Here is a 26,237-nt window from a genome sequence, read left to right on the forward strand (position 1 = left end):
CTGGGAGATAGAACCATGGCGAAGATCGCAGTCTACGATATCAACCGGAAACAGGTCGCCGAGCGCGAGCTCAACGACGCGGTGTTCAACACCGACGTCAAGGGGTACCTGATCCATGACATGGTGCGTTACCAGCTGGCCGCGCGCCGCCAGGGAACGGCCAAGACCAAGACCCGCAGCGAAGTCTCGGGTGGCGGCAAGAAGCCCTACAAGCAAAAAGGGACCGGCAACGCCCGTCAGGGCTGCATCCGCGCACCGCACTATGTCGGTGGCGGCACCGCCTTCGGGCCGACCCCGCGCAGCTACGACTTCAAGCTCAATCGCAAGGTCAAGAAAGCCGCCCTCTGCAGCGCCCTGTCGCTGCGCTTCAAGGGGGAGAAGCTGACTGTCCTCAACGCCCTGGAGCTCGAAGCGATCAGCACCAAGGGGTTCGCCGAGGTTCTCCAGCGTTTCGACCTTGCCAACACCCTGGTGGTGATCGATGGCGAGAATCGCAACCTGGAACTGTCGGCGCGTAACCTCCCCTTTGTCAAGGTGCTGCGCAGCGAGGGCGTCAACGTCTATGACGTGATGAAATACCGCCACGTGATCCTGACTGAAGGAGCCGTGTCGCAGCTGGAAGGAGCGTTAGCGCTATGAAGCCGTTGCACCAGATCATCAACAGACCGCTGATCACCGAGAAGACCAGCCTGCAGAAGGAGACCGGCCGTGTCGTCGCCTTCGAGGTTGCCCCGGGAGCCAACAAGATCGAGATCAAGCAGGCGGTGGAAAAGGCTTTCAATGTCAAGGTGACCGACGTCAACACCGTGCGCGTCGCCGGCAAACCGAAGCGTGTCGGCCGCACCATGGGCAAGCGCGCCAACTGGAAGAAGGCCTACGTGACGTTGGCCGAGGGCAGCAGCATCGACTTCTTCGGCGTCTAAACCGACTGTTACCTAGCGATACGGAGTAACGATAATGGCGATCAAGAATTACAAACCGACTTCTCCTGGCCGCCGTGGCATGACCTCTTCGACCTTCGAAGAAGTCACCACCGGCAGCCCTGAAAAGTCCCTGGTAACCAGCCTCAAGCGCACCGGCGGACGCAACAACCATGGCCGCATCACCAAGCGGCACACCGGCGGCGGGCACAAGCGGCGGTACCGGATCATCGATTTCAAGCGCGACAAGAAGGAGATCCCGGCCCGGGTCGTCTCCGTCGAGTACGATCCGAATCGCAGTGCGCGCATTGCCCTGCTCAACTACGCTGACGGCGAGAAGCGTTACATCCTGGCGCCCCTCGGCATCAAGGTCGGCGATAGCGTGATCGCCAGCAACACGGCCGACATCCAGCCGGGGAACGCTCTCTCGATCCGTTCGATCCCGCTTGGTACCTGGGTCCACAACGTTGAGCTCAAGCCCGGCAAGGGCGGCCAGCTCGCCCGCAGCGCCGGTACCTACGCCTCGATCGCCGCCAAGGAAGGGAAGTACGCCCAGCTGCGCATGCCTTCCGGTGAGGTTCGTCTCGTCCACCAGGACTGCCTGGCGACCATCGGCCAGGTCGGCAACGCCGATCACGAAAATGTCAAGATCGGCAAGGCCGGGCGTAACCGCTGGCTCGGCAAACGCCCCCAGTCCCGCGGCGTGGCGATGAACCCGGTCGACCACCCCCATGGCGGTGGCGAAGGCAAGAGCTCCGGCGGGCGTCACCCGGTCACCCCCTGGGGGGTTCCGACCAAGGGCTACAAGACCCGCACCAACAAGCGCACCGACGGCTTTATCGTGCGCCGCAGAACTAAATAATCACCGCTTAGATAGAGGAGACGGCAGTGGCTAGATCGATCAAAAAAGGTCCGTATATTCAGGAGTGCCTCCTGCGCAAGATCGACACCGAGGCAGGAGCCCCGTCCAAGAAGGTGATCAAGACCTGGTCGCGGCGGTCCACCATCATTCCCGAATTCGTGGGTTGCACCTTCGCCGTGCACAACGGCAAGAAGTTTATCCCGGTATTCGTGACCGAGAACATGGTGGGGCACAAGCTTGGCGAGTTCGCGCCGACCCGGACCTACTACGGCCACGGCGCTGACAAGAAGAGCAAGAAGCGCTAAGGACATCAAGGAGTCGTCAGACATGGAAAGCACAGCCACTTTGAAATATGCCCGCCTGTCGCCGCAGAAGACCCGTCTGATCGTCGACATGGTCCGTGGCAAGGGGATCCAGGATGCCCTGAATATCCTCAAGTTCTCCCCGCAGAAGGCGGCGCCGATCGTCGCCAAGCTGGTGAGTTCGGCGGTTGCCAATGCCGAGCAGAAGGGGGTCTCCGACGTCGACCGGCTCTTCGTCAAGACGATCACCGTCGACATGGGACCGGCGCTGAAGCGCTTTATCCCCCGCGCCCAGGGGCGGGCAACCAAGATTCGCAAGCCGACCAGTCACATTACCGTCGTCCTCGACGAGAAATAACGGTTCGTCCTCAAGGAGGTGATAGTTTGGGCCAGAAAGTTCATCCAATCGGTTTTCGTCTGGGCGTTATCCGGACGTGGGATTCCAAGTGGTACGCAGAGGGCAATTACAGCCAGCTGCTGCACGAGGACATCAAGCTTCGCAATTACCTGAAGAAGCGCCTGTTCCACGCTGGCATCGCCAAGATCGAGCTGGAGCGGGCCGCCAGCAAGGCGAAGATCAATATCTTCGCGGCACGTCCCGGGATCATCATCGGCAAGAAGGGTTCCGAGGTCGAGGCGCTCAAGAAAGAGCTGGCCAAACTCACCGACAAGGAAGTCTTCATCAATATCCAGGAAGTGCGCAAGCCGGAAATCGATGCGCAGCTGGTGGCCGAAAGTGTCGCCCTGCAGCTCGAGCGCCGCGTCGCCTTCCGCCGGGCGATGAAGAAGAGCGTCAGCCAGGCCCTCAAGTTCGGGGCCCAGGGGATCAAGATCAACTGCGCCGGTCGTCTTGGCGGTGCCGAGATGAGTCGCACCGAGTGGTATCGTGAAGGGCGTGTGCCGCTGCACACCCTGCGCGCCGACATCGACTACGGTTTCGCCGAAGCCAAGACCACCTACGGTATCATCGGCGTCAAGGTCCTGATCTTCAAGGGCGAGGTCCTGGCCCAGGAACAGGAACGGAAGGGATAGGAGTCTCAAGCCATGTTAATGCCCAAAAAGGTTAAACATAGAAAAACGTTCAAGGGTCGGATGACCGGCGCTGCCCAGCGCGGCAACGCGATCAACTACGGCGACTTCGGGCTCCAGTCCCTCGAATGCGGCTGGCTCTCCTCGCGGCAGATCGAGGCCGCCCGGCGCGCCATGACCCGCTACATCAAGCGTGGTGGCAAGATCTGGATCCGTGCCTTTCCGGACAAGCCCCTGACCAGCAAACCTGCCGAAACCCGCATGGGTAAGGGTAAAGGTTCCCCGGACAGCTGGGTTGCCGTGGTTCGCCCCGGCATGATGCTCTACGAAATGCAGGGTGTGGACGAGGCGACGGCCCGTGAGGCCTTCCGCCTGGCAGCGCACAAGCTGCCGATGAAGACCAAGTTCGTGATGAGGGAGGAACTGGCCCATGAAAGCTAGCGAGCTCAAGGAGCTGAATGTCGACGAGCTCAGCAAGAAGGCGCAGGAGCTGAGCCAGGAACTCTTTAATCTGAAGTTTCAGCTGCACACCGGGCATCTGGAGAACAGCTCCCGTATCGCCCAGGTTCGGAAAGATATCGCACGGGCAAAAACCGTGCTGCGGCAGAAGCTCGCATAAACGCGCATCGGCGAGGACGATATGACGAAGGAACGTGGTAATCGGAAAACCCGGGTCGGGATCGTGGTCAGCGACAAGATGGACAAGACGGTCGTCGTCAAGCTCGACCAGCTGGTCATGCACCCGGTCTACAAGAAATACATCAAGCGCAAGGTCACCTGCAAAGCCCATGACGAGCAGAACAGCTGCTCTGTCGGGGACAAGGTCCTGATCGTGGAGACCAGGCCGCTGTCACGCGACAAGCGGTGGAGAGTCCGCGAAATCCTCGAAAAGCAAGTCATTGTCTAGGAGATACACGTCATGATTCAGATGCAATCGACACTTGACGTTGCAGATAACTCCGGTGCCCGGAAACTCTGCTGCATCAAGGTCCTCGGCGGCTCCAAGCGCAAGTACGCTGGCCTGGGCGACATCATCATCTGCTCGGTCAAGGAAGCGATGCCGAATTCCCGGGTGAAGAAGGGGGACGTGGTGCGGGCGGTCATCGTGCGCACGGCCAAGGAAGTACCCCGGCCCGACGGCTCCTACATCCGTTTTGACAACAACTCTGCGGTGGTCGTCAATGCCGCCGGGGAGCCGGTCGGAACCCGCATCTTCGGTCCGGTCGCTCGCGAACTGCGCGCCCGCCGCTTCATGAAGATCGTGTCGCTGGCGCCGGAAGTCCTTTAAACAGGAAACAGGAGAAGAGAGCAATGGCGGCAAACAGACTTCATGTCAAGAAGAACGACATGGTGATGATCATAACGGGGAAGGACAAGGGGAAGTCCGGCAAGGTCACCCGCGTCTTCCCTGACAAGGGGCGGCTGGTCGTCGAGAACCTCAACGTTGTCAAGCGGCATACCAAGGCCAACCGGGCCAACGCCGAAGGGGGCATCATCGAAAAGGAAGCCCCCCTTGACGCCTCCAACGTGCTGCTGCTGTGCGGAGCCTGCAACAAGCCGACCCGCACCGGCATGCGCAACCTGGAGGATGGAAGCAAAGTGCGCTTCTGCAAGAAGTGCAACGAGATCGTGGACAAGTAACGGAGGATTTCCATGGCCCGCCTGAAAGAGATGTACCAGGCCGAGTTGGCCCCACGGCTGATGAAGGACCTGCAGTTGAAAAACGTGATGGAAGCTCCCCGGCTCGAGAAGATCATCGTCAATATCGGCCTCGGGGAAGCGATCCAGAATATCAAGGTACTTGAATCGGCGGTCGACCAGCTCGGGCAGATTACCGGCCAGAAGGCGGTTATCACCAAGGCCAAGAAATCGATCGCCCAGTTCAAGCTGCGTGAAGGGATGCCGATCGGCTGCATGGTTACCCTGCGCCGCGACCGCGCCTACGAGTTTCTTGATCGCCTGATCAACGTCGCCCTGCCCCGCGTGCGCGACTTCAAGGGGGTATCGCCCAAGGCCTTTGACGGCCGTGGCAACTACACCCTCGGCATCCGCGAGCAGATCATCTTCCCCGAGATCGACCTGGAGAAGATCGAGAAGGTCAAGGGACTCAACGTGACCATCGTGACCACCGCCCGGACTGACGAGGAGGGCCGCGCCCTGCTCGCCGGGATGGGGATGCCTTTCAGAAAATAAGACGCAGCAAAGCGGAGGACTACCGTGGCAAAGAAATCGATGATGATCAAGGCCCAGCGGACCCCGAAATTCGGTGTGCGCCAGTACAATCGCTGCCCGCTCTGCGGCCGGCCCCGGGCTTACTATCGCAAATTCGACATGTGCAGGATCTGCCTGCGCAAGCTGGCGTCCGAGGGGAAACTCCCGGGCGTGACCAAGTCCAGTTGGTAAAGAACCTCAAGGAGCTCAACCCATGGCAATGACTGATCCGATCGCGGATTTGCTGACTCGCATCCGTAACGCGGGGATGGCCAAGCACCAGAAGCTCGACATGCCTTCCTCCAACCTCAAGGTGGCGGTGGCGGCGGTGCTGAAGGACCTCGGCTATATCAAGAATTTCAAGACCGTCAGCGACGACAAGCAGGGCGTGCTGCGGATCTACCTCAAGTTTGACGGCGACAACCAGCACGTCATTCACGAGATCAAGCGGGTGTCGACGCCCGGTTGCCGGGTCTATGTCGGCAAGGACGAGATTCCGCGGGTCAAGAATGGTCTCGGTGCGGCGATCCTCTCCACCTCCCAGGGGGTGATGGATGACGGCGCGGCCCGCCAGGCCCAGGTCGGCGGCGAAATCATCTGCACCATCTGGTAACGAATATCCGTTACAAGGAGTAAGAGAGCAATGTCTCGTATCGGCAAACAGCCCATCGCGATTCCCTCGGGGGTGAAGGTCGCCCTCTCCGGAGAAACGATTTCCGTCCAGGGCCCCGGCGGCAGCCTGCAGCGTACCCTCTGTTCCGGCGTCAACGTCGCCGTCGAAGCCGACCGCATCCTGGTCAGCTCCGCTCCCGACGCGATCAACAACGCCCGCCAGGGGTTGATCCGGACCCTGATCGCCAACATGGTCGAAGGGGTGACCAAGGGGTTCTCCCGCGTCCTCGAGATCAACGGCGTCGGTTACCGCGCCGAGCTCAAGGGCCCGATCCTCAACCTCAGCCTCGGCTACTCACACCCGGTCGACTATCCCCTGCCGAAGGGGATCACGGTCGAGGTCGAGAAGCAGACCAAGATCACCGTCAAGGGGATCGACAAGGAACTGGTCGGCGCCACCGCGGCCAAGATCCGCTCCTTCCGGGAGCCCGAGCCCTACAAGGGCAAGGGGATCAAGTACGCCGACGAGCGGATTCTGCGCAAAGCCGGCAAGACCGGTAAAAAATAAATCCTTTCAGTTCAAGGAGAAACACAGTGAACGTTGCACAGAGCAGGCGTCAGGCGCGCCTGAAGCGCCAGGTGAGGGTTCGCCGCAAGGTCCACGGGACCGAGTCGCGCCCGCGCCTGTGCATCTTCCGCAGCGCCAAACACATCTACGCCCAGATTATCGAGGATGCCAGCGGCCGCACCCTGATCACCGCCTCCACCGTCGTCAAGGGGGATGCCGAAGGGGTGAGCTACACCGGGAATATCGAAGCGGCCAAGGCGATCGGCGCCGCTATTGCCAAGAAGGCGCTGGCCCAGAACATCAACCAGGTGGTCTTTGACCGCAACGGGTTCCTCTACCACGGCCGGGTCAAGGCCCTCGCCGATGCGGCCCGTGAAGCTGGCCTGTCTTTCTAAGGGAAAAGGAGAAAACCTTTGCTTCGCATCGATGCTAACGAACTGAACCTGAACGACCGGGTGATCCACATCAACCGGTGCGCCAAGGTCGTCAAAGGTGGCCGCCGCTTCAGCTTCTCCGCCCTGGTGGTGGTGGGTGACGGCCAGGGATATGTCGGCTACGGTCTGGGTAAGGCCAAGGAAGTGCCCGAGGCGATCCGCAAGGGGGTCGAGCAGGCCAAGAAGAACCTGATCCGGGTACCGCTCAAGGACCGGACCATCCCCTTCGACGTGCTCGGCAAGTTCGGTGCCGGCAAGGTGCTGCTCAAGTCGGCCTCGGCCGGTACCGGTGTCATCGCCGGTGGCGCCGCCCGTGCCGTCCTCGAAGTGGCCGGGATTGGCGACATTCTCTCCAAGTGCCTGGGTTCCAACAACCCGCACAACGTCGTCAAGGCGACCGTCAACGCCCTCTCCCAGCTCAAGAGCGCAGAGGAAATCATGGAGCGCCGGGGACTGAATGTCGCCGCCGCTGCCGAGTAACAGCAGGAGACGGACAATGGCCGAAATCAAGATTACCCTGAAGAAGAGCGGCATCGCCCGCCCCGAATATTTCACCCGCGTACTCAAGGGCCTCGGGTTGACCCGGCTCCACCAGACGGTGGTGCTCAAGGACACTCCTGAGATCCGCGGCATGGTCCGCAAGGTCGCGCACATGGTCGCGGTCGAGGAATAGACTGAGACACGAGGATTGAACGTCATGGATCTGAGCAATCTGCAACCGGCAATCGGTTCGACCAAAAACAGGAAACGTCTCGGCCGCGGTCCCGGTACCGGCCAGGGGAAGACCTCCGGCAAGGGGCACAAGGGGCAGAAAGCACGCTCCGGCGGCAGCATCAAGGCCGGCTTCGAGGGGGGCCAGATGCCGCTGCAGCGGCGCCTCCCCAAACGCGGCTTCACCCCGCTGTCGAAGAAGGTGTACGCCCTCGTCAACCTGCATGACATCGCCCAGTTCGAGGCCGGCAGCGTGATCGATCTGGAAGCCCTCGGCAAGGTCGGGCTGATCAACCAGATCTACGATGGCGTCAAAATTCTCGGGGACGGCGAACTGACCGTTGCCCTCACCGTCAAGGCGCACAAATTCAGCAAGTCGGCCGCTGAGAAGATCGCCGCGGCCGGCGGCCAAGCCGAGGTTATCTAGTGTTCGCGAGCCTGCAGAACATCTTCGCCATTCCGGAGCTGCGCCGCCGCATCCTCTTCACCCTGGGGATGCTTGCCGTCTACCGCGTCGGCTGTCATGTGCCGACCCCGGGAATCGACGCCACGGTGCTCGCCAAGTTCTTCGAGGGGACCTCGGGAACCCTGCTCGGCCTCGTCTCCGCCTTCACCGGCGGCGCGCTGGAGCGGATGACCGTCTTCGCCCTCGGGATCATGCCCTACATCAGCGCCTCGATTATCCTGCAGCTGCTGACCGTCGTCTTTGAACCGGTCGAGCGGCTCTCGAAAGAAGGGGAGCAGGGGCGCAAGACCATCACCCGCTGGACCCGCTACGGGACGGTGGCACTGTCGGTCATTCAGGGCGCCGGGATCGCCGTCGGTCTGCAGTCGATGCGCGGCCCGGCCGGGGAACTGGTCGTCCCCAATCAGGGCTTCGGCTTCATTCTCCTCACCGTCATCACTCTGACCGCCGGCACCGCCTTCATCATGTGGCTCGGTGAGCAGATCACCGAACGCGGCATCGGCAACGGCATCTCGCTGATCATCTTCGCCGGCATCATCGCCAACCTGCCGTCGGCGGTGGTCAACTCGGTGCGGCTGCTGCAGACCGGGGCGCTGTCGCCGGTGGTGATGCTGGTGATCCTCGCCGCCATGGTCGCCGTCATCTGGGCGATCATCTTCATGGAGCGCGGCCAGCGCCGGGTACCGATCCACTACGCCAAGCGCGTGGTCGGCATGCGCAGCTACGGCGGCCAGACCAGCCACCTGCCGCTGAAGATCAACATGAGCGGCGTTATCCCGCCGATCTTCGCCAGCTCGATCATCATGTTCCCGGCGACGGTGGCCAACCTGGTCGACGTCCCCTGGGTGCAGAGCATCGCGGCGATGATGACCCCGAGCCACTGGCTCTACAACGTTTTTTTCGTTGCATTCATCATTTTCTTCTGTTATTTCTACACGGCTGTCACCTTCAACCCGGTCGACGTGGCTGACAACGTCAAGAAGCAGGGGGGTTACATCCCCGGCATCCGCCCCGGGAAGGCTACCGCCGAATACATCGATACCACCCTCAGCCGTCTGACCTTTGCCGGAGCGATCTACGTCTCGGCCGTCTGCGTGCTGCCGACGATCCTGATCGGCCAGTTCAACGTGCCGTTCTTTTTCGGCGGAACTTCGCTGCTGATCGTCGTCGGTGTCGGTCTCGACACCGCCTCCCAGATCGAGGCGCACCTGATCTCCCGTTCCTACGAGGGGTTCATGAAGGGCGTCACCATCAAGGGGCGGCGTGGCTAGGGGGACGGGAGTTCACCGATGAAACTGATACTGCTCGGTCCGCCCGGTGCCGGCAAGGGTACCCAGGCCAAGATGCTGACCGACCGTTTCTCCATTCCGCAGATCTCGACCGGGGATATCCTGCGTGCCGCCGTCAAGGCCGGCACCGAGATGGGTCTTCAGGCCAAGGCCTGCATGGACGCCGGGGCCCTGGTTCCGGACGCCGTGGTGGTTGGAATTGTCCGCGATCGCCTGCAGGAGAAGGATTGCCAGGCCGGTTTCATTCTTGACGGCTTTCCGCGCACCGTCCCCCAGGCCGAAGCGCTGACCGCCACCCTGGCCGAACTCGGCAAGAACCTCGACGCCGTCCTCTCCCTTGAGGTCGATGTCGAAGCGCTGGTCGAGCGGCTGACCGGGCGGCGTACCTGCCGCGACTGCGGGCGCGGCTACCATGTCAAGTTCGACCCGCCGCAACAGGCCGGCATCTGCGACGCCTGCGCTGGCGAACTGATGCAGCGTGACGACGACCAGGAGGCGACGATCCGCAAGCGCCTCGAGGTCTACCGCGAACAGACCCTGCCTCTCGCCGGTTACTACCAGGAACTCGGCCTGCTGACCCGTGTCGACGGCATGCAGGAGATCGGCAGCGTCCAGCAGCAACTGCTGGCCGCGCTGCAGGCGGCCTGAGTTGATCATTATCAAGTCCGCCGCGGAACTCGACCGGATGCGGGTCGCCGGGCGGATCGTGGGTGAGATTCTTGCCCTGCTCAAGGAACGGATCGTGCCGGGGGTGACCACCGCCGAGCTCGACCGGCTCGCCGAGAGCGAATGCCGCAAGCGCAAGGTCAAGCCCGCCTTCAAGGGGTACGGCGGTTTTCCCTTTACGGTCTGTGCCTCGCCCAACGAAAAGGTGGTGCACGGCTTTCCCGACGCCACACCGCTGCGGGAGGGGGAGATTCTCAGTATCGACTTCGGGGTGATCAAAGACGGCTGGTATGGTGACGCCGCTTTCACCGCCCCGGTCGGCCGCATCAGCGCCGAGGCGCAACGCCTGCTGACGGTCACCGAGCGTTCCCTCGCCGCCGGGATCGCCGCTGCCGTCCCTGGCGGGCGCCTCTCCGATATCTCCCACGCGGTGCAGACCTGTGTGGAGGCGGAAGGGTTTTCGGTGGTGCGTGATTTCGTCGGCCATGGCATCGGCCGCGCCCTGCACGAATCGCCGCAGATTCCCAACTTCGGCCCGGCCGGACAGGGGCCGCGGCTCAAGCCGGGAATGACCCTGGCGATCGAACCGATGATCAATGCCGGCGCACCGGGGGTCAAGGTTCTCGGTGACGGCTGGACCGCGGTGACCCTGGACGGCAAGCTCTCCTGTCACTTCGAGCACAGCGTGGCCATCACCGAACACGGCCCGGAGATTCTGACCCTGGTCTAACATCGTGGCCCGGACCGCCCCAGGGGGGAGCCGGGCATAAGCTTTCGATTTCGACACTGTTTCAGAAAAGGAACCAACCCATGAAAGTCCGAGCTTCGGTCAAGACCATCTGCGACAAGTGCAAGGTCATCAAGCGCAAGGGCATCGTCCGGATTATCTGCGAGAACCCCAAGCATAAGCAGAAACAAGGCTAAGGGATTAGGAGGAACAGACATTGGCACGCATCGCTGGTATCGACTTACCGAGAAATAAGCGCATCGAGGTGGCCCTCACCTACATCTACGGCATCGGCCGCTCCTCGTCCCAGAACATTCTTGCCAAGGCCGGGGTCGACGGGAACACCCGTTCCGATGACCTGACCGAGGCTGAAGTCGGCAAGCTGCGCGACATCATCGACCGTGAAGTGCGGGTCGAGGGTGACCTGCGCCGGGAAATCTCCATGAACATCAAGCGTCTCATGGATCTCGGCTGCTACCGCGGGCTGCGCCACCGTCGCGGACTGCCGGTGCGCGGTCAGCAGACCAAGACCAACGCCCGCACCCGCAAGGGGCCCCGCAAGACCGTCGCCGGTAAGAAGAAATAATTGGAGGAACCATGGCTAAGCCAGGGAAAAAAGTCGTCAGAAAAAAAGTTGAGAAGAAGAATATCGCCAATGGCGTGGTCCATATCCAGGCGACCTTCAACAACACCATCGTCAGCATCACGGATGCCGCCGGGAACGTGATCTCCTGGGCCACCGCCGGTGGTCAGGGTTTCAAGGGGTCGCGCAAGAGCACTCCCTTCGCCGCCCAGATGGCTGCCGAAAGCGCCGCCAAGAAGGCCCAGGAACATGGCCTGCGCAGCGTCGAGGTACAGGTCAAGGGCCCCGGTGCCGGTCGTGAGTCGGCGCTGCGCGCCCTCTCCGCCGCCGGCCTCGCCATCACCGTGATCAAGGACGTCACGCCGATTCCGCACAACGGCTGCCGTCCCCCCAAGCGTAGAAGAGTCTAACCAGGACAAGGAGGACGAACGTTGGCCAGATATACAGGTCCCGTCTGCCGTCAGTGCAGAAGGGAAAACATGAAGCTGTTTCTCAAGGGCGATCGCTGCCATACCGACAAATGCGCCGTCGAACGCCGCGCCTACGCCCCCGGCCAGCATGGCCAGGGCCGCATCAAGGTCTCCGACTACGGTACCCAGCTGCGTGAAAAACAGCGCATGAAGCGTACCTACGGCCTGCTCGAAAAGCAGTTCCGCTCCTACTTCGTCGAGGCCGACCGCCTCAAGGGCGTGACCGGCGAGAACCTGCTGATCCTCCTCGAGCGTCGTCTCGACAGCATCGTCTACCGCATTGGTTTCGCGACCTCCCGGAACGAAGCCCGGCTGCTGGTCCGCCAGGGACACTTCCTGGTCAACGGCCGCAAGGTCAACATCCCCTCCTTCCAGGTTCGGGTCGGCGATGTGGTCGAGCTGCGCGAGAAGAGCCGCCAGATCGCCCGCGTCAACGAGGCCCTCGATGGTGTCATGCGCCGCGGCGTCCCCTCCTGGGTCGAACTCGACCGGGCCGCCTTCAAGGGGAGCCTGAAGACCCTGCCGGTGCGGGACGAGATGACCACTCCGGTCTTCCAGGAACACCTCATCGTCGAGCTTTACTCCAAGTAACCCGGACCGGCTGCGACGACAAACTTCCCACGGAGGAATCGAATGTACAAAAACTGGAGAGAACTCATCAAGCCCAAGCGCCTCCAGGTCGAGACGGATACCCTCAGCGACACCTATGGCAAGTTCTACGCCGAGCCCTTCGAGCGCGGTTTCGGTACGACCCTGGGCAACTCGCTGCGCCGTGTGCTCCTCTCCTCCCTCCAGGGTGCGGCGATCACTTCGGTGCGGATCAAGGGCGTGCTGCATGAGTTCTCGACCATTCCCGGGGTCACCGAGGACGTCACCGACGTCATCCTCAACCTCAAGGGGGTTCTGCTCAAGATTCACGGCCAGGACAGCCGCAACATCCGTATCGTCAAGAAGGGGACCGGGGTCATCACCGCCGGGGATATCATCACCGATTCCCATGTCGAGATCCTCAACCCCGAGCATCATATCTGCACCTGTTCCAAGGACGCCGACCTCGAGATGGACATGGTCGTCGCCAATGGCAAGGGGTACGTCCCCGCCGAGCGTAACCGCGACGAGAAGGCCCCGGTCGGGACGATTCCGATCGATGCCATCTTCTCGCCGATCAAGAAGGTCAACTTCGCGGTCTCCAATGCCCGCGTCGGTCAGATCACCGACTATGACAAGCTGACCCTCGAAGTCGTCACCGACGGCAGCGTCAAGCCCGAGGACGCCGTCGCCTACGCCGCCAAAATTCTCAAGGAGCAGCTGCAGATCTTCATCAACTTCGATGAGGCGAGCGAGCCCTCCGACGAGGCGGCGAGCGAAGAGAGCCGCAAGATCAACGAGAATCTCTACCGCTCGGTGGAAGAGCTCGAACTCTCGGTGCGCAGCGCCAACTGCCTGAAGAACGCCAACATCCGGCTGATCGGCGACCTGGTGCAGCGCAGCGAAGCGGAGATGCTCAAGACCCAGAACTTCGGCCGCAAGTCCCTCAACGAGATCAAGGACATCCTCTCCGAGATGGGGCTGACCCTGGGGATGAAGATCGACAACTTCCCCGATCCCGAGTACCTGCGAATGATTCAGAAAGGGAACGAGGAGCTTTAAGGCTCCTTGCCCGACGGATAAACCAGAAAGGACCAGACGATGCGTCACAATAAATCCGGCCGCAAGCTCGGACGCAACTCCAGCCACCGCAAGGCCATGATGCGCAACATGGTGACCAGCCTGCTCGACTCCGAGCGGATTGTCACCACCGACTGCCGCGCCAAGGAACTGCGCAAGATTGCCGACCGCCTGATCACCCTCGGCAAGCGCGGCGACCTGCACGCCCGCCGCCAGGCTGCCGAGACGATCATGGACAAGAAGGTCGTCGCCAAGCTCTTCGACCGCCTCGGACCCCGTTACGCCAGCCGTCCCGGTGGTTACACCCGGATCATCAAGCTCGGCAACCGCCTCGGCGACAACGCGCCGCAGTCGATCATCGAGCTGGTCGAGGAAGAGTTCACCGCCAAGGTGAAGGCGCCCAAGGCCAAGCCGGCCGCGAAGAAGAAAGCTGCGCCGGCCCCGGTGGTCGAGGAAGCCGCTGCGGTCGAAGAGGCCCCGGCCGCGGAAGCCGCTGCGGCGGAAGAGGCCCCGGCCGCGGAAGCCGCTGCGGCGGAAGAGCCGAAGGCCGAGTAAGCCAAATTAGGTTTGGATCGAACAGGAGGGCAGGGCGCATGGCGGCCTGCCCTCTTGTCGTTATGCGCAAGTGCGATGAGGTGAACCGATGCAGGCCAGGGAACTCGCCCGCCAGTTGAAGAGCAAACAACCGCCCGTGGTCGTCGATGTGCGCAGCGGTTTCGAATACCGCGCCGGCCACATCCCCGGCGCCATCCATGCCCCCGCGCTGCAGATCCTGCTGCGCCTGGCGAAGCTCCCTGCTGACAAGGGGACGCAGCTGGTCGTCACCTGCGAACACGGTCCCCGCGCCCAGCTCGGCAGGACCTTCCTCGCCCTCTCCGGCTACCGCAACGTCGAACTCCTCGACGGCCACATGAATGGCTGGCGCCGCGCCGGCCTGCCCCTGGCCAGGTAGCTTGCCGCAAAATTCAAAATTCAAAATTCAAAATTCAACTCCCCCCCTCCCGTTGACACTCCCTCCCCCCGGGGGTATGGTGGCGGTGCAGCCTGCACCTCTTCCACCCTGTCAAGACGCCCGCAGATGAAATTCGCCCACTCGGCCACCCTCGCCACCAACCTCGTCCTGTTCAGTCTCCTCGCCACCGGCATGGGGCAGTCGATGACCTTCGCCCTGCTCGCCCCGCTGGGGCGGGAAGTCGGATTCGGCGAACTGCAGGTCGGCCTGATCATCACCTGCTCCTCCCTCGTCTTTACCCTCGCCAGCCCGGTCTGGGGCCGGTTCTGCGACCGCTGGGGGCGCAAGCCGGGGCTCCTCGTCGGCCAGTTCGGCTATGCCCTCGGCTGCTTTCTCTTCGCCCTCGTCTTTTTCGTCGGGCTGCACGGCCTGCTTACCGGGCTCCCCCTCTACCTGCTCGCCATCAGCGCGCGGGTGCTGATGGCGGCGCTGATGTCGGCGGCGCCGAGTGCTGCTGCCGCCTATATCGCCGACACCACCAGCGCCGGGGAGCGCACCGCCGGGATGGGGCGCCTCGGCGCCGCCCGCACCCTCGGCGCGATCCTCGGCCCGGCCCTGAGCGGCCTGCTGGTCGCCCTCGGCCTCCTCGCCCCCCTCTACATTGCCGCCGGCGTTGCCCTGCTGAGCGCGCTGCTGCTGGCGCTGATCGTCCGTGAGCCGGAGCGGCAGGAGCCGGCGCGCAACCGCCGCGGGCGCCTCAAGCTCTTCGACCGGCGCTACTTCCCCTTTATCCTGGTCGGTTTCGCGACCTTCTTCGCCTTTTCGATGACGAGCCAGACCATCGGTTTCTACTTCCAGGACCGCTTCGTCCTCGACGCCCGCGCCACCGCCCAGGCGATCGGCATGGGGCTGATGGCCTCGGCAGTGATGTCCCTCTTCGCCCAGACCTTCGTGGTGCGGCGGCGGGCGATGACGCCGACCCGGCTGCTGCGCACCGGGCTGCCGATCCTGCTGCTCGGCTACGTCGCCCTCCTCGCCGCCGGCAGCATCCCGCTGCTGGTCGCAGCTATGGCGGTGCTCGGCCTCGGCCTCGGCCTGGTCGCCCCCGGTTTCACCGCCGGCGCATCCCTCGCCGTCGGTCCGGGGGAGCAGGGGGCGGTCGGCGGCCTGGTCTCCGCCTGCCCGGCCGCCGGCTTCGTCCTCGGCCCACTGATCGGCACCAGCCTCTACCAGCTCCATCCAACCCTGCCGTACCTCTGCGGTGGCCTGCTGATGGTTCCGCTCTTCTTTTACGCCTGGCGTATTAAATTGCGGCCTTACAATGGGGCCGGGCCTTCATGACTGGCTGGCTCAAATCCAGGCCAAGGCTGGGTTTCACGCGGATCAGGTCCGATCACTTCGGATAAAAATCGGATCAGGCCCAGGTCTTTGGTAAAATCCGATTTTAATCAGACCTGATCCGAAGTTATCCGCGCGACACGCAGTTAAGACCCTGGTTTCTGTCAAATAGAATCTGCTAGAATCGGATGGAAAAATCGCGGTTTGATCTGCAGTGACCCGCGCGCAACCCCTTTGACCCTTCTTTTTTCAAGGAGCAGACCGATGAAATGTCACGAAGTCGACTACCGGATTATCGGCGACGATATGCAGATGGTGCAGGTCGAACTCGACCCGGGCGAGACGGTGATCGCCGAGGCCGGGGCGATGAACTACATGGAGGAGGGGATCGTCTTCGAGACCCGCATGGGGGACGGCTCCCGGCCCGACCAGGGGATGCTCGGCAAGCTCTTCAGCGCCGGCAAGCGCGCCTTGACCGGCGAATCCCTCTTCATGACCCACTTCACCCACCGCGGCCCCGGCAAGGCCCACGTCGCCTTCGCCGCCCCTTTCCCGGGGAAGATCATCCCCCTCGACCTCGGCCGCCTCGGCGGCGAGATCCTCTGCCAGAAGGAATCGTTCCTCTGCGCCGCCTTCGGCACCGCCCTCGGCATCGCCTTCCAGCGCAAGCTCGGCGTTGGTTTCTTCGGCGGCGAGGGGTTCATCCTGCAGCGGCTGCAGGGGGACGGCCTGGTCTTCATCCACGCCAGCGGCACCATCGTCGAGCGCGAGCTCAAGGGAGAGACGCTGCGGGTCGACACCGGCTGCCTGGTCGCCTTCGAGCCGACCGTCCAGTACGACATCGAGCGCGCCGGCAACCTCAAGAGCATGTTCTTCGGCGGCGAGGGGCTCTTTCTCGCCACCCTGCGCGGGCACGGCAAGGTCTGGCTGCAGAGCCTCCCCTTCAGCCGCCTCGCCGACCGCATCCTCGCCAACGCGCCGCGCCAGGGGGGCGCCCAGACCGGCGAAGGGTCAGTCCTCGGCGGCCTCGGCCGGCTCCTCGACGGCAACTGAAATACCGGTCACCAGGAAATGCCCATGAAGCTCGTCTCCTTCAATGTCAACAGCATCCGCAGCCGCCTCCACCAGCTCGAGGCGCTGGTTGCCGCCCACCAGCCGGAGATCATCGGCCTGCAGGAGACCAAGGTCCAGGATGGCGACTTTCCTCTCGCCGCGATTGCCGCCCTCGGCTACCACCCGGTCTACGCCGGGCAGAAGACGCACTACGGCGTCGCCCTCCTCTCCCGGCAGCAGCCGCTCCAGGAGCAGATTGGTTTTCCCGGCGACGGGGACGGGGCGCAGAAGCGCTTCGTCGCCGGCCGCTACCGGCTTGCTGACGGCAGCGAGCTGCAGGTGCTCAACGGCTACTTCCCCCAGGGGGAGAGCCGCGACCACCCGGTCAAGTTTCCGGCCAAGGAACAGTTCTACGCCGACCTGCTGGGCTACCTTGAGGAACACTGCGACCCGGCCACCCCCCTCGCCCTGCTGGGGGATTTCAATGTCGCTCCGGTCGACCTCGATATCGGCATCGGCGCCGACAACGCCAGACGCTGGCTGCGCACCGGCAAGACCAGCTTCCTCCCCGAGGAGCGCCAGTGGTTCGAACGCCTCACCACCTGGGGCCTGCACGACAGCTTCCGCGCCCTCCATCCGCAGGTCAACGACCGCTTCAGCTGGTTCGACTACCGCAGCCGCGGCTTCGAGTCCGACCCGCGCCGCGGCCTGCGCATCGACCACATCCTCGTCACCGCACCGCTGCTGGCGCGCTGCAGCGGCGCCGGTATCGACTACGAGATCCGCGCCATGGAGCGGCCGTCCGATCATTGCCCGGTCTGGGTGGAGTTTGGTTAGGAGAGGGGAACCAGGGCAAAGTCGGTCTCACGCGACGCCGCAACGACGCAACGTTTATAATCCCGAATCGGTTTTCGTCGCGGCGTTGCGTCGTCGCGTGAGCCATAATTTTGTTCTTGATGGAGGTACCCATGGAAACGACCACCTGGACCCCCGCCGAGCTGCTCAAACTCTCCGGCAGCTACTGGCAGACCTGCACCCTGCACGCCGGGGTCAAGCTCGACCTCTTCACCAAATTGACCGAGCAGTCGCGCAGCGCCGCCGAACTCGCCGCGGCGCTGGCGATCCCCGAGCGCGGCCTGGCAATGCTCCTCGACGCCCTCGCCGCCCTCGAGCTGCTGCGCAAGGAGGGGGAGAACTACGCCGCCACCGCCTTTGCCGCCGCCTTCCTCGACCGCAACGCCCCCGGCTACCTCGGCCACATCATCCTGCACCACCATCACCTGGTCGAGAGCTGGAGCCGCCTCGACGAGGCGGTGCGCAGCGGTTCGCCGGTGCGGCGGCGCGCCTCCCACGACGCCGGGGAGGCAGAGCGCGAAGCCTTCCTGATGGGGATGTTCAACCTCGCCAACCTCCTCGCCCCCAAGGTCGCGGCCCAGGTCGACCTCGCCGGGCGCCGGCACCTGCTTGATCTCGGCGGCGGTCCCGGCACCTACGCCATCCACTTCTGCCGCCGCAACCCGCAGCTGCGGGCCACCATCGTCGACCTGCCGACGACCCGCCCCTTCGCCGAAGAGACCGTCGCCCGGTTCGGTCTCAGCGAGCGCATCGACTTTGTCGCCGGCGACTTCAACGACGACGCCATCCCCGGCGCCTTCGACGTCGCCTGGCTCTCCCATGTTCTCCACAGCGAAGGCCCGCAGCCCTGTGCCCAACTCCTCGCCAAGGCGGTCGCGGCCCTCGAGCCGGGGGGGCTGCTGCTGGTGCAGGAGTTCATTCTCGACGCCACCCGCACCTCGCCCCTCTTCCCGGCCCTCTTCTCCCTCAACATGCTGATTGGCACTCCTGACGGCCAGTCCTACAGCGAACCGGAGTTGGCGGCGATGCTGCGCGAGGCCGGGCTGCAAGCGGTCGAGCGGATCCCCCTGGAGCTGCCCAACGGGGCGGGGGTGATGGTGGGACGGAAACCCTGAACCAACAAGGCAAAAGCGTGTCACGCGGATTACTTCGGATCGAATCTGATTAGGTTCGGATTGAACCAGGAACCGAGGCCTGATCCGATTTTTATCCGAAGTGATCAGACCTGATCCGCGAGAGACCCCGCATAAGGGCTTTTTCCCCGGGGGAAGCTGTCAGAGGGCCTGCTTAACATGCGCAGCTGTATAATAAATAAGTTATCTTTTTGTTGACAAATATAATGCCTATATTATAAAAAACATGGAGATTAATAATATAGGGGTTATATATGCAGCCAAAACATCGTCGTACCATGCGGGACCAGCTCGATAAAACCTTTGCCCAGCTGGCCAATGTCAAAGCCCTGCAGCCCCCCGTCAAGGGCTGGTTGCGTTCCATCCGGGAAGCCCTCGGCATGTCCGGCAAGCAACTGGGTGAGCGGCTGGAGGTCAGTCAGCCGCGTATCGTGCAGCTGGAGAGGGACGAGCTGTCCGGGGCGCTGACTCTCAAGAGCATGCGGCAGGCCGCCGCAGCCATGGACTGTCAGTTTGTTTACGCGGTCGTGCCACGTACCAGTCTGGAAGAGACCGTACGTCAGCAAGCCCGGAAGGTTGCCGCCAGGCGCCTCGCCCGGACTTCGCATACCATGCTTCTGGAAGACCAGTTGGTGTCGGACGATGAACTGCAAAAGATGCTTGAAGAGAAGGTCGAAGAGCTGATCCGCAACATTCCCAATGATTTCTGGTCCGATATCCCATGAACTTTGACTATCCTGCAGGGGCCACACCGATCGATCCCGATGAGGCGCAGGGGCTTTTGTTGCCGCATATCCGCACGCGAGAAGAGCTCGATCGCTGGGAGCAGGAGAATATCTCGGAGGCAGAGGACGCGGTTCTCAGGCGCAAACAAAAGGACATCCTGACCGAGAAATACGCTCGCGATCTGCACAAGAGGATGTTCGGCAACGTCTGGCGTTGGGCTGGTGACTTTCGCCGGAGTCAGAAGAATATCGGTATCGAATGGATGCAGGTTCCGGTCGCGCTGCGTCAGTTGTTTCAAGAGGTCAATGGCTGGCTGGAGTATCAATCCTACCCACCCGATGAGATTGCCGCCAGGTTTCATCATCGCCTGGTCGCTATTCATGCGTTTGCCAACGGGAATGGTCGCCATGCACGCCTGATGGCTGATGTGCTGCTGGTTCATCTGCTGGGGCAGAAACGTTTCAGCTGGGGTCAGGAGAATCTGACCAACGCTGGTGAATGCCGCCGCCGCTACATTGAGGCCCTGCAGGCAGCAGATCGCCACGACTATGGCCCACTGCTGGTTTTTGTTCGGTCGTAAAACTATTCGCCGCGAATACCACGGTTTTATTGACGTCTGGTCCGGTGGTTGCACCGGGAATGTCCCTTCCACGTGCGGCATAGACGTCTCGCGCGGATAACTTCTGCTCGAATCTGATTAGTTTCGGAATGAACCAAAAACCCAGGCCTGATCCGATTTTTATCCGAAGTGATCAGACCTGATCCGCGCGAAAACCGCCTTTGAATTTGACTGCAAGCGGAGGAACCGATGTCGAGCTTTCAGCACCTCACCACCGAAATCCGCCCCGACGGCGCCGCCCTCCTTACCCTTAACCGTCCGCAGCAGCGCAACGCCCTCTCCATTGCCCTGCGCGAAGAGCTGAGCGCCTGCCTTGCCTCCTGGCGCGACGACCCGGCGGTGGGGGCGGTGGTGATTCGTGGCAGCGGGCCGGTCTTCTGCGCCGGCTTCGACCTCAAGGACTTCGCCGACCCGGCGCGCTTCGACGACCTCTTCGCCTCCTCGGCCCGCTACCACCGCGACCTCTGGCACTTCCCCAAGCCGGTCATCGCCGCCATCGACGGCCCGGCCCTGGGGGGCGGCCTCGACCTGGCGCTCCTCTGCGACCTGCGGCTGGCGAGCGAAAGTGCCAGCTTCGGCCATCCCGAGGTCAAGTTCGGCGCCCCGCCGCTCTACTCGCTCCTCGCCTGGGTGGTCGGCGCCGGCCCCGCCCGCGAACTCTGTCTCACCGGCCGGCGCATCGATGCTGCCGAGGCGTTGCGGATCGGCCTGGTCAACGAGATCGTCTCCGGCGACGGGCTGCTGGACCGGGCGCTGGCCCTTGCCGCCGAGATTCTGGCGGCGCCGGCGGCGACCCTGCGCTTTGCCAAGGAGATGATGAATGCCAGTGCCGGCGGGGATTTCGAGGCGACCTTTGCGGTGGAGCACGACCGGGCGTTTCGGGAGGTGCTGCTGCCGCTGATGGCGGAGCGGGGGAGGGAACCGGGCTGATCTCCTGCGTGAAGAATCACTTTGACAGAAGTAATCCAATGGATTAGTCTAGGGGGGGGAATGATCACTGTTGCAGAGACTGCGGAATATTTCCGCCGTGCCCGCAAGCTTATGTCCGAAGAGGAATGTGCCGGCCTTATTGCTTACCTCGCGGCCCATCCCATGGCCGGAGACCTGATTGAAGGGACCGGCGGCCTACGCAAGCTGCGTTGGGCTCGTGATGGGAGGGGGAAGAGCGGTGGTGTCAGGGTAATCTATTTCTTCTACAACGAAGGACTGCCCCTCTACCTGTTGACGCTCTACGGCAAGAACCAGAGGGAAAATCTCTCGGCGGCGGAGCGCAATGCGCTGGCCGGGCTCGTCAACCTGCTGATCCGGTCGGCGCAGAAGTAAAACGTGAGAGGGAAACCATGAGTGACCTGTTTGCCAGTATCAAGCGTGGCCTTGAAGAAGCCGTGGCGCACCAGCAGGGGGAGAAAACCGGGGTCCGGCTGTTTACGCCGGAAGCGGTCGACGTCAAACTGGTTCGGCAACGTACCGGCCTGACCCAGGAGCAGTTCGCCTCGACCTTCGGGATCAGTCTCGGCACCTTGCGCCACTGAGAACGGGGCGACCGGAAGCCCCACGGCCCCGCCCTGGTTCTGCTGAATGCCGTTGCCAAGGAGCCTGCCACTGTGCTGAGAATCCTGACCGGTCAGGCAGGGTAGGAGCCCCTTACCAGATACCGGATACATTCCAGCCTTGGAGCTTGATCCGATCTTTATCCGAAGTGATCGGGCCTGATCCGTGTGATACCCAAAGGCTTAAGGCGTCTCTCGCGGATAACTTCGGATCAGGTCCGATTAAGGTCGGACTCAAACAGGAGATCAGGGGTTAATCAGATTCTTATCCGAACTGATCAGACTCGATCCGCGCGAAACCGGCATGTCGTATTGTTCCTCGGGAGGGGGATGATGTTTTCGGGGTTGTTGGGGGAATGAAAATTGACCTGTCTTCGCAATAGCGGACACGGGGAATTCCCTAAGCAGCCAATTTAAAGAACTGCCGCTCGTAAGTCTCCGGGGCTTTGTAACCGAGTGCCGAATGGCGGCGCCGCCGGTTGTAGAAGCCTTCGATGTAGCGAAAAATCTGGCTTTTGGCCTCTGCTCTGGTCTTGAAGGAGCAATGGTGAACTAGCTCTCGCTTCAAGGTCCCGAAAAAAGATTCGGTGATGGCATTGTCGTAGCAGTTGCCGGTACCGCTCATGCTCTGCTGCCCGCCGGCTCCCTGAACCACCCGCTGAAAACGTTTGCTGCAATACTGAGAACCCCGGTCGGAGTGAAAAATCAGCCCACGGTTGGGGCACCGCCGCACCAGGGCGTTGTTGAAGGCTGTGATCACCAACTCGTCTGTCATTCTTTTGTCCATCCGCCATCCGACAATCCGGCGGGAAAAGACATCCAGAATGACGGCTAGGTAAAGCCAGCCCTCGGCGGTCCAAATATAGGTAATATCTCCGGTCCAGAGCCGATCGGGGGCCTCGGCTGAAAAATTACGTTTCACCAGGTTCGGGGCGACCGGCCGCTTGTGGTCTGAATTTGTCGTCACCTTGAACCGTTTCGTGGTCTTGACCCGCAAGCCGTGCTGTTTCATCAGCCGCCAGATGCGGTTCTTGCCCACTCGGGTGCCTTGCTCGCGAAGTTCCTCGCCAATGCGGCCGGCGCCATAGGTTCGGTCACTGGCGTCAAAGACCGTCTTGATATCAACCAGCAGCGCCTGGTCTTCGCGTTGGCGCTGGGTCGCTCCAGTTTTGAGCTGGGCATAATACCGGCTCCGAGACACTCCAAAGACGCGGCACATCTCCTTCACTCCGTATTGGGAGCGGTGCTCGGTTATGAACCCGAATATCGATGCGGGTCCGTCGAGAAGATGGCCACTGCTTTTTTTAAGATGTCGAGGGTGTAAAAAAGATTGTGTAAATGGCCATTCAGGGGTACACCGGGACCCCACCCTCTAAGGAGCCCCCATGGCCATCGAAAAAGATCTGCTGGACCGCCTGCTTGCCGACTACAAGAAGCCCGAAGACCTGATCGGCGAAACCGGCTTGCTTAAACAGCTCACCAAGGCCCTTCTGGAACGAGCTTTGGAAGCGGAATTGACCCAACACCTGGGGCACGAGAAGCATGCTCCCGTGGCCACGAAAGGCGGCAATGCCCGCAATGGCAAGTCGGCCAAAACCATCAAGGGCGAATTCGGCAAACTGCCGATCGAGGTTCCGCGTGACCGGGACAGCAGCTTCGAGCCGCTCATCATTCCCAAGGGCCAGACCCGCTTCGCCGGCTTCGACGGCAAGATCATCTCCCTCTACGCCCGGGGGATGACGACCCGGGAGATCCAAGGGCATCTGGAAGAGATTTATGGCGTCGAGGTCTCTCCCGCCCTCATTTCCAGCGTGACCGATGCCGTCGCGGACGAGGTCAAGATCTGGCAGAACCGACCGCTCGACGCCCTCTATCCCATCGTCTATATGGACGCGGTCCGGGTTAAGGTGCGGGACAACGGCCACGTCAGCAATAAAGCGGTCTACCTGGCCCTGGGCGTCACCCTGGACGGCATCAAGGAGGTCCTGGGTATGTGGGTGGCCGAGAACGAGGGCGCCAAGTTCTGGTTACAGGTGGTGACCGAGTTGAAAAACCGGGGTGTCGAAGACATCTTCATCGCCTGCGTGGACGGGCTCAAAGGTTTCCCCGAGGCCATCGAAGCGGTCTTTCCTCGCACCCAGGTCCAGCTCTGCCTCGTTCACATGGTGCGTCATTCTCTCAAATACGTCTCCTGGAAGCAGCGCAAGGAAGTGGCGGCCGATCTGAAGACCATTTACCAGGCCGCGACGGCCGAGCAGGCCGAAATGAACCTGACGGAGTTCGAAGCGAAGTGGGATAAAACCCACCCTTCCATCGGCCAGTCCTGGCGGCGGAACTGGGAGAGAATCACCCCTTTTTTCGCCTACCCGGCGGAGATTCGCAAGGTGATCTACACCACCAATGCGATCGAATCGCTGAACATGTCGCTGCGCAAGGTCACCAAGAACCGGGGCTCATTCCCCAGCGATGCAGCCATGTTCAAACTGCTCTACCTGGCGCTGAATAATATCGCCAAGAAATGGACCCTGCCGATTCGGGACTGGAAGGCCGCCCTCAACCGGTTCTCCATCTTGTTCGAAGGCAGGTTGCCGGTTTACTGACGACAAAAACCCAAGCCATTTACACAAACTGATTTACACCGCCAAGATGTCGCGCTCACGCTGGAGACGCTCATTCTCTTTGCGTAGCCGCTTCAGTTCCGCCTCGGGGGACTCCGGAGCGAAACGACCTGCAAACGCTGCGTCCTGATGGTCTCGATGCTTCTGCACCCAGCCCTTCAAGACTCCGTAGGTGATGCCGAGGCTTCGTTCGACCTCACGCACCCCCAGGCCGTCTTCAATAACCATGCGAACGGCCTCCCGCTTGAAGTCGGGATCGTACTTGCGATGATTCATAGACACACCTCCTGTTCCCGTTAGGGTAATTGGTGTGTCCGCTAAAGTGAAGATAGCTCAAAATTCACGCGTGACTCTTCCCTGGTTTTGGGGGCGAAAAGCGGGGTTTAAGCCTGCTGTGGTGGGTTGAATTTTGGCTTAGGTCAGTGAAAACGAATGCTTGGCCTGGTCCGACCCCAGAGTTTACCATCAGTTTGTCGAAGGATTCCACGCGGAAGTGTCGGCCTGGTTGCAGGACAGGCACCCGGAACTGCTGGGAACGCCGGGTAGTCGGCGGCGGAAGATTGGATTTGGCCGTGAAGAGGGGTGACGTTTGAGTTTGGGTTCTCTTTCACCAGGCTGATTTATGTAACGGCATCGGGCCGAAGTCATATGTAGTATCCGAAAATAGATCTGTCCCGGTTTTCTCGGTTTTCTGCCGGTTTTCTGGTGTATTCGGTATCCTCGGAACATCTCAGGGTTTTTTCTATTATTTGGCAAGGATTTTATTGTATGATCTCGGCTGTCCGCTCGTGAATAGTTTTGTTGTAGGGGGAATATGAATGCCGCTAACTGCCATTGATCTCTATTGCGGCTCCGGCGCTGTTACCGAGGGCCTTACCGCCGAAGGTGTTAGAGTCGTCGCGGCCGTCGATAACGATGCCATAGCCTGCCAGACCTACCGTCTTAACCATCCCGAAGTGTATCTTTGCGAAGACGATATTCGCAACCTTGACCCCCGCACGATCCGACAACGCACCAATTTCACAGGCGATATAGACTTGCTCGTTGTCTGCGCCCCTTGCCAGCCCTTTAGCACTCAAAACCGCAAGCGGGGGAATAATGACGATGATCGCACCACTCTGGTTCTCGAATGTCTCAAATTTGCGAGGGAGTTCAGCCCCAGGGCGATCATTTTTGAAAATGTTCCCGGAATCGCCATATTGGGTCCACTCAACAGTCTACGACAAAGCCTGTTTGAACTCGGGTACATCCTGTCCGACCCGCGAACCCTGAATGCAGCCGACTGCGGGGTTCCTCAGCGCCGCGAACGCTGCGTCATGATTGCCGCGAAAACTCGAGAGGGGATTGAGACTTTCTATCGGGCAATAACTCCTCAGCCGCAAGTTACCGTGCGCCAAATGATAGGGGGGCTGAGGCCACTAAATGCTGCTGAGCGTGATCCGGACGACCCCCTTCACTTTGCGCGAGACCATCAACGTATTGTTTTGCAGAGACTGGCATATATTCCCCGGGATGGTGGCAGTAGACATGCATTGCCTCCCGAACTGGAACTGGAATGTCACCGGGGGAGAACGAACGACTTTCCGGATGTTTATGGCCGCATGCGCTGGGACGATGTTGCCCCCACCCTGACAACGGGATGCACGGATGTCACCAAGGGGCGGTTTGCCCACCCAAGGGATAATCGCGCCATCACGCTTCGCGAGGCCGCCCTTCTTCAGTCCTTCCCTCCCCACTACCGATTTCATGGGAATGTGGCACAAATTGCCCGTCAGATAGGCAATGCCGTTCCCGTAAATATGATACGGACTCTGGTTCCCCCACTCAGGCAACTATTGCAAACCCAAGGGCAGTGACCCAGGATGGCAATACGCC

General features: G+C 61.6%; 41 protein-coding genes and 1 pseudogene. 40 read left to right on the forward strand and 2 right to left on the reverse strand.

Annotated elements, in window-relative coordinates; translation table 11 throughout:
- Positions 1 to 15: 15 nt before the first annotated feature.
- The 38 genes and pseudogenes from rplD (at position 16) to DBW_RS19260 (ending at position 21,831) form a co-directional block, all read left to right on the forward strand.
- Positions 16 to 639 (forward strand): 50S ribosomal protein L4, encoded by a 624-nt coding sequence (gene rplD, locus DBW_RS05490; RefSeq protein ID WP_066725375.1) that lies wholly within the window; start codon positions 16 to 18, stop codon positions 637 to 639.
- A complete protein-coding gene (locus DBW_RS05495) occupies positions 636 to 923 on the forward strand; it encodes a 50S ribosomal protein L23 (protein WP_066725378.1) in 288 nt (95 codons plus the stop codon). The genes rplD and DBW_RS05495 overlap by 4 nt, the downstream gene beginning before the upstream one ends.
- Positions 924 to 957: 34 nt before the next feature.
- Positions 958 to 1,782: a 50S ribosomal protein L2 gene (gene rplB, locus DBW_RS05500; protein WP_066725381.1), complete on the forward strand. Its 825-nt coding sequence runs from the start codon at positions 958 to 960 to the stop codon at positions 1,780 to 1,782.
- A 26-nt stretch (positions 1,783 to 1,808) separates the two neighbouring features.
- Entirely contained in the window at positions 1,809 to 2,087 is a 279-nt protein-coding gene (gene rpsS, locus DBW_RS05505; protein WP_066725389.1) for a 30S ribosomal protein S19, read from the forward strand.
- 22 nt (positions 2,088 to 2,109) lie between these two features.
- Positions 2,110 to 2,442, forward strand: a complete 333-nt coding sequence (rplV, locus tag DBW_RS05510; RefSeq protein WP_066725392.1) for a 50S ribosomal protein L22 — start codon at positions 2,110 to 2,112, stop codon at positions 2,440 to 2,442.
- A gap of 26 nt (positions 2,443 to 2,468) precedes the next feature.
- Complete coding sequence (gene rpsC, locus DBW_RS05515; protein ID WP_066725395.1) at positions 2,469 to 3,116, forward strand: 30S ribosomal protein S3; 648 nt, start codon at positions 2,469 to 2,471, stop codon at positions 3,114 to 3,116.
- A 12-nt stretch (positions 3,117 to 3,128) separates the two neighbouring features.
- Entirely contained in the window at positions 3,129 to 3,554 is a 426-nt protein-coding gene (gene rplP / locus DBW_RS05520) for a 50S ribosomal protein L16 (protein ID WP_066725398.1), read from the forward strand.
- The gene (gene rpmC, locus DBW_RS05525) at positions 3,544 to 3,732 is read left to right on the forward strand and encodes a 50S ribosomal protein L29 (RefSeq protein ID WP_066725404.1); all 189 of its coding nucleotides are present in this window, start codon (positions 3,544 to 3,546) and stop codon (positions 3,730 to 3,732) included. Before rplP ends, rpmC begins: the two co-directional genes overlap by 11 nt.
- A 21-nt stretch (positions 3,733 to 3,753) precedes the next feature.
- A complete protein-coding gene (gene rpsQ / locus DBW_RS05530; RefSeq protein ID WP_066725407.1) occupies positions 3,754 to 4,020 on the forward strand; it encodes a 30S ribosomal protein S17 in 267 nt (88 codons plus the stop codon).
- 12 nt (positions 4,021 to 4,032) lie between these two features.
- The gene (gene rplN, locus DBW_RS05535; RefSeq protein ID WP_066725409.1) at positions 4,033 to 4,401 is read left to right on the forward strand and encodes a 50S ribosomal protein L14; all 369 of its coding nucleotides are present in this window, start codon (positions 4,033 to 4,035) and stop codon (positions 4,399 to 4,401) included.
- 23 nt (positions 4,402 to 4,424) lie between these two features.
- On the forward strand, positions 4,425 to 4,754 hold the full coding sequence (gene rplX, locus DBW_RS05540) for a 50S ribosomal protein L24 (protein ID WP_066725412.1): 330 nt from the start codon (positions 4,425 to 4,427) through the stop codon (positions 4,752 to 4,754).
- A 12-nt stretch (positions 4,755 to 4,766) separates the two neighbouring features.
- Positions 4,767 to 5,306: a 50S ribosomal protein L5 gene (gene rplE / locus DBW_RS05545; RefSeq protein ID WP_066725416.1), complete on the forward strand. Its 540-nt coding sequence runs from the start codon at positions 4,767 to 4,769 to the stop codon at positions 5,304 to 5,306.
- Between the two features lie 24 nt (positions 5,307 to 5,330).
- Positions 5,331 to 5,516: a type Z 30S ribosomal protein S14 gene (locus DBW_RS05550; RefSeq protein WP_066725419.1), complete on the forward strand. Its 186-nt coding sequence runs from the start codon at positions 5,331 to 5,333 to the stop codon at positions 5,514 to 5,516.
- 22 nt (positions 5,517 to 5,538) lie between these two features.
- Positions 5,539 to 5,937 (forward strand): 30S ribosomal protein S8, encoded by a 399-nt coding sequence (gene rpsH / locus DBW_RS05555; RefSeq protein ID WP_066725422.1) that lies wholly within the window; start codon positions 5,539 to 5,541, stop codon positions 5,935 to 5,937.
- Between the two features lie 30 nt (positions 5,938 to 5,967).
- Positions 5,968 to 6,504, forward strand: coding sequence for a 50S ribosomal protein L6 (gene rplF, locus DBW_RS05560; RefSeq protein WP_066725424.1), 537 nt, complete (start codon positions 5,968 to 5,970; stop codon positions 6,502 to 6,504).
- A 26-nt stretch (positions 6,505 to 6,530) separates the two neighbouring features.
- Complete coding sequence (gene rplR / locus DBW_RS05565; RefSeq protein ID WP_066725427.1) at positions 6,531 to 6,899, forward strand: 50S ribosomal protein L18; 369 nt, start codon at positions 6,531 to 6,533, stop codon at positions 6,897 to 6,899.
- A gap of 18 nt (positions 6,900 to 6,917) precedes the next feature.
- Positions 6,918 to 7,418 carry a 30S ribosomal protein S5 gene (rpsE, locus tag DBW_RS05570; RefSeq protein WP_066725430.1) on the forward strand — a complete coding sequence of 167 codons (501 nt, stop codon included), beginning with the start codon at positions 6,918 to 6,920 and terminating at the stop codon, positions 7,416 to 7,418.
- Between the two features lie 16 nt (positions 7,419 to 7,434).
- Positions 7,435 to 7,611, forward strand: a complete 177-nt coding sequence (rpmD, locus tag DBW_RS05575) for a 50S ribosomal protein L30 (protein ID WP_066725433.1) — start codon at positions 7,435 to 7,437, stop codon at positions 7,609 to 7,611.
- A 24-nt stretch (positions 7,612 to 7,635) separates the two neighbouring features.
- Positions 7,636 to 8,076 (forward strand): 50S ribosomal protein L15, encoded by a 441-nt coding sequence (gene rplO, locus DBW_RS05580; RefSeq protein WP_066725436.1) that lies wholly within the window; start codon positions 7,636 to 7,638, stop codon positions 8,074 to 8,076.
- Positions 8,076 to 9,386, forward strand: a complete 1,311-nt coding sequence (secY, locus tag DBW_RS05585; RefSeq protein ID WP_066725439.1) for a preprotein translocase subunit SecY — start codon at positions 8,076 to 8,078, stop codon at positions 9,384 to 9,386. The genes rplO and secY overlap by 1 nt, the downstream gene beginning before the upstream one ends.
- Before the next feature lie 18 nt (positions 9,387 to 9,404).
- Entirely contained in the window at positions 9,405 to 10,052 is a 648-nt protein-coding gene (locus DBW_RS05590; RefSeq protein WP_066725450.1) for an adenylate kinase, read from the forward strand.
- Between the two features lies 1 nt (position 10,053).
- Complete coding sequence (gene map / locus DBW_RS05595) at positions 10,054 to 10,800, forward strand: type I methionyl aminopeptidase (protein WP_066725453.1); 747 nt, start codon at positions 10,054 to 10,056, stop codon at positions 10,798 to 10,800.
- 80 nt (positions 10,801 to 10,880) lie between these two features.
- Positions 10,881 to 10,994 carry a 50S ribosomal protein L36 gene (gene rpmJ / locus DBW_RS05600; protein WP_066725456.1) on the forward strand — a complete coding sequence of 38 codons (114 nt, stop codon included), beginning with the start codon at positions 10,881 to 10,883 and terminating at the stop codon, positions 10,992 to 10,994.
- Between the two features lie 20 nt (positions 10,995 to 11,014).
- Positions 11,015 to 11,383 carry a 30S ribosomal protein S13 gene (gene rpsM / locus DBW_RS05605; RefSeq protein ID WP_066725459.1) on the forward strand — a complete coding sequence of 123 codons (369 nt, stop codon included), beginning with the start codon at positions 11,015 to 11,017 and terminating at the stop codon, positions 11,381 to 11,383.
- Positions 11,384 to 11,394: 11 nt separating this feature from the next.
- Positions 11,395 to 11,790 (forward strand): 30S ribosomal protein S11, encoded by a 396-nt coding sequence (rpsK, locus tag DBW_RS05610; protein ID WP_066725462.1) that lies wholly within the window; start codon positions 11,395 to 11,397, stop codon positions 11,788 to 11,790.
- Between the two features lie 21 nt (positions 11,791 to 11,811).
- Positions 11,812 to 12,441 (forward strand): 30S ribosomal protein S4, encoded by a 630-nt coding sequence (gene rpsD / locus DBW_RS05615; RefSeq protein WP_066725471.1) that lies wholly within the window; start codon positions 11,812 to 11,814, stop codon positions 12,439 to 12,441.
- 42 nt (positions 12,442 to 12,483) lie between these two features.
- Entirely contained in the window at positions 12,484 to 13,500 is a 1,017-nt protein-coding gene (locus tag DBW_RS05620) for a DNA-directed RNA polymerase subunit alpha (protein WP_066725474.1), read from the forward strand.
- Positions 13,501 to 13,539: 39 nt separating this feature from the next.
- Positions 13,540 to 14,073, forward strand: coding sequence for a 50S ribosomal protein L17 (rplQ, locus tag DBW_RS05625; protein ID WP_066725477.1), 534 nt, complete (start codon positions 13,540 to 13,542; stop codon positions 14,071 to 14,073).
- An 88-nt stretch (positions 14,074 to 14,161) separates the two neighbouring features.
- Positions 14,162 to 14,470, forward strand: a complete 309-nt coding sequence (locus DBW_RS05630) for a rhodanese-like domain-containing protein (protein ID WP_066725480.1) — start codon at positions 14,162 to 14,164, stop codon at positions 14,468 to 14,470.
- 126 nt (positions 14,471 to 14,596) lie between these two features.
- Entirely contained in the window at positions 14,597 to 15,811 is a 1,215-nt protein-coding gene (locus DBW_RS05635; protein ID WP_066725483.1) for an MFS transporter, read from the forward strand.
- A 261-nt stretch (positions 15,812 to 16,072) separates the two neighbouring features.
- Complete coding sequence (locus tag DBW_RS05640) at positions 16,073 to 16,861, forward strand: TIGR00266 family protein (RefSeq protein ID WP_066725486.1); 789 nt, start codon at positions 16,073 to 16,075, stop codon at positions 16,859 to 16,861.
- Between the two features lie 24 nt (positions 16,862 to 16,885).
- Positions 16,886 to 17,698 (forward strand): exodeoxyribonuclease III, encoded by an 813-nt coding sequence (xthA, locus tag DBW_RS05645; protein WP_066725489.1) that lies wholly within the window; start codon positions 16,886 to 16,888, stop codon positions 17,696 to 17,698.
- A 131-nt stretch (positions 17,699 to 17,829) separates the two neighbouring features.
- Complete coding sequence (locus DBW_RS05650) at positions 17,830 to 18,831, forward strand: methyltransferase (RefSeq protein WP_066725491.1); 1,002 nt, start codon at positions 17,830 to 17,832, stop codon at positions 18,829 to 18,831.
- A gap of 272 nt (positions 18,832 to 19,103) precedes the next feature.
- Positions 19,104 to 19,574 carry a mobile mystery protein A gene (locus DBW_RS05655; protein WP_066725493.1) on the forward strand — a complete coding sequence of 157 codons (471 nt, stop codon included), beginning with the start codon at positions 19,104 to 19,106 and terminating at the stop codon, positions 19,572 to 19,574.
- Positions 19,571 to 20,155, forward strand: coding sequence for a mobile mystery protein B (locus DBW_RS05660; RefSeq protein ID WP_066725503.1), 585 nt, complete (start codon positions 19,571 to 19,573; stop codon positions 20,153 to 20,155). The genes DBW_RS05655 and DBW_RS05660 overlap by 4 nt, the downstream gene beginning before the upstream one ends.
- A 228-nt stretch (positions 20,156 to 20,383) precedes the next feature.
- Positions 20,384 to 21,124: an enoyl-CoA hydratase/isomerase family protein gene (locus tag DBW_RS05665; protein ID WP_066725505.1), complete on the forward strand. Its 741-nt coding sequence runs from the start codon at positions 20,384 to 20,386 to the stop codon at positions 21,122 to 21,124.
- A 60-nt stretch (positions 21,125 to 21,184) separates the two neighbouring features.
- Positions 21,185 to 21,517, forward strand: coding sequence for a type II toxin-antitoxin system RelE/ParE family toxin (locus DBW_RS05670; protein WP_066725507.1), 333 nt, complete (start codon positions 21,185 to 21,187; stop codon positions 21,515 to 21,517).
- 17 nt (positions 21,518 to 21,534) lie between these two features.
- Positions 21,535 to 21,831: pseudogene (locus DBW_RS19260) on the forward strand (helix-turn-helix domain-containing protein).
- Positions 21,832 to 22,144: 313 nt separating this feature from the next.
- Here DBW_RS19260 and DBW_RS05680 read toward each other — a convergent pair.
- A complete protein-coding gene (locus DBW_RS05680; protein ID WP_157471785.1) occupies positions 22,145 to 23,113 on the reverse strand; it encodes an IS3 family transposase in 969 nt (322 codons plus the stop codon).
- A gap of 16 nt (positions 23,114 to 23,129) precedes the next feature.
- Between DBW_RS05680 and DBW_RS05685 the strand changes: the two genes are divergently transcribed.
- A complete protein-coding gene (locus tag DBW_RS05685) occupies positions 23,130 to 24,344 on the forward strand; it encodes an IS256 family transposase (RefSeq protein WP_066725512.1) in 1,215 nt (404 codons plus the stop codon).
- A 33-nt stretch (positions 24,345 to 24,377) separates the two neighbouring features.
- Here the strand turns inward: DBW_RS05685 and DBW_RS05690 are convergent, their stop codons facing one another.
- Positions 24,378 to 24,638, reverse strand: coding sequence for a transposase (locus tag DBW_RS05690; protein ID WP_082820195.1), 261 nt, complete (start codon positions 24,636 to 24,638; stop codon positions 24,378 to 24,380).
- Positions 24,639 to 25,180: 542 nt separating this feature from the next.
- Between DBW_RS05690 and DBW_RS05695 the strand changes: the two genes are divergently transcribed.
- The gene (locus tag DBW_RS05695) at positions 25,181 to 26,218 is read left to right on the forward strand and encodes a DNA cytosine methyltransferase (RefSeq protein ID WP_066725518.1); all 1,038 of its coding nucleotides are present in this window, start codon (positions 25,181 to 25,183) and stop codon (positions 26,216 to 26,218) included.
- Positions 26,219 to 26,237: the final 19 nt, after the last annotated feature.

The organism is Desulfuromonas sp. DDH964, from assembly GCF_001611275.1.
GTDB lineage: Bacteria > Desulfobacterota > Desulfuromonadia > Desulfuromonadales > DDH964 > DDH964.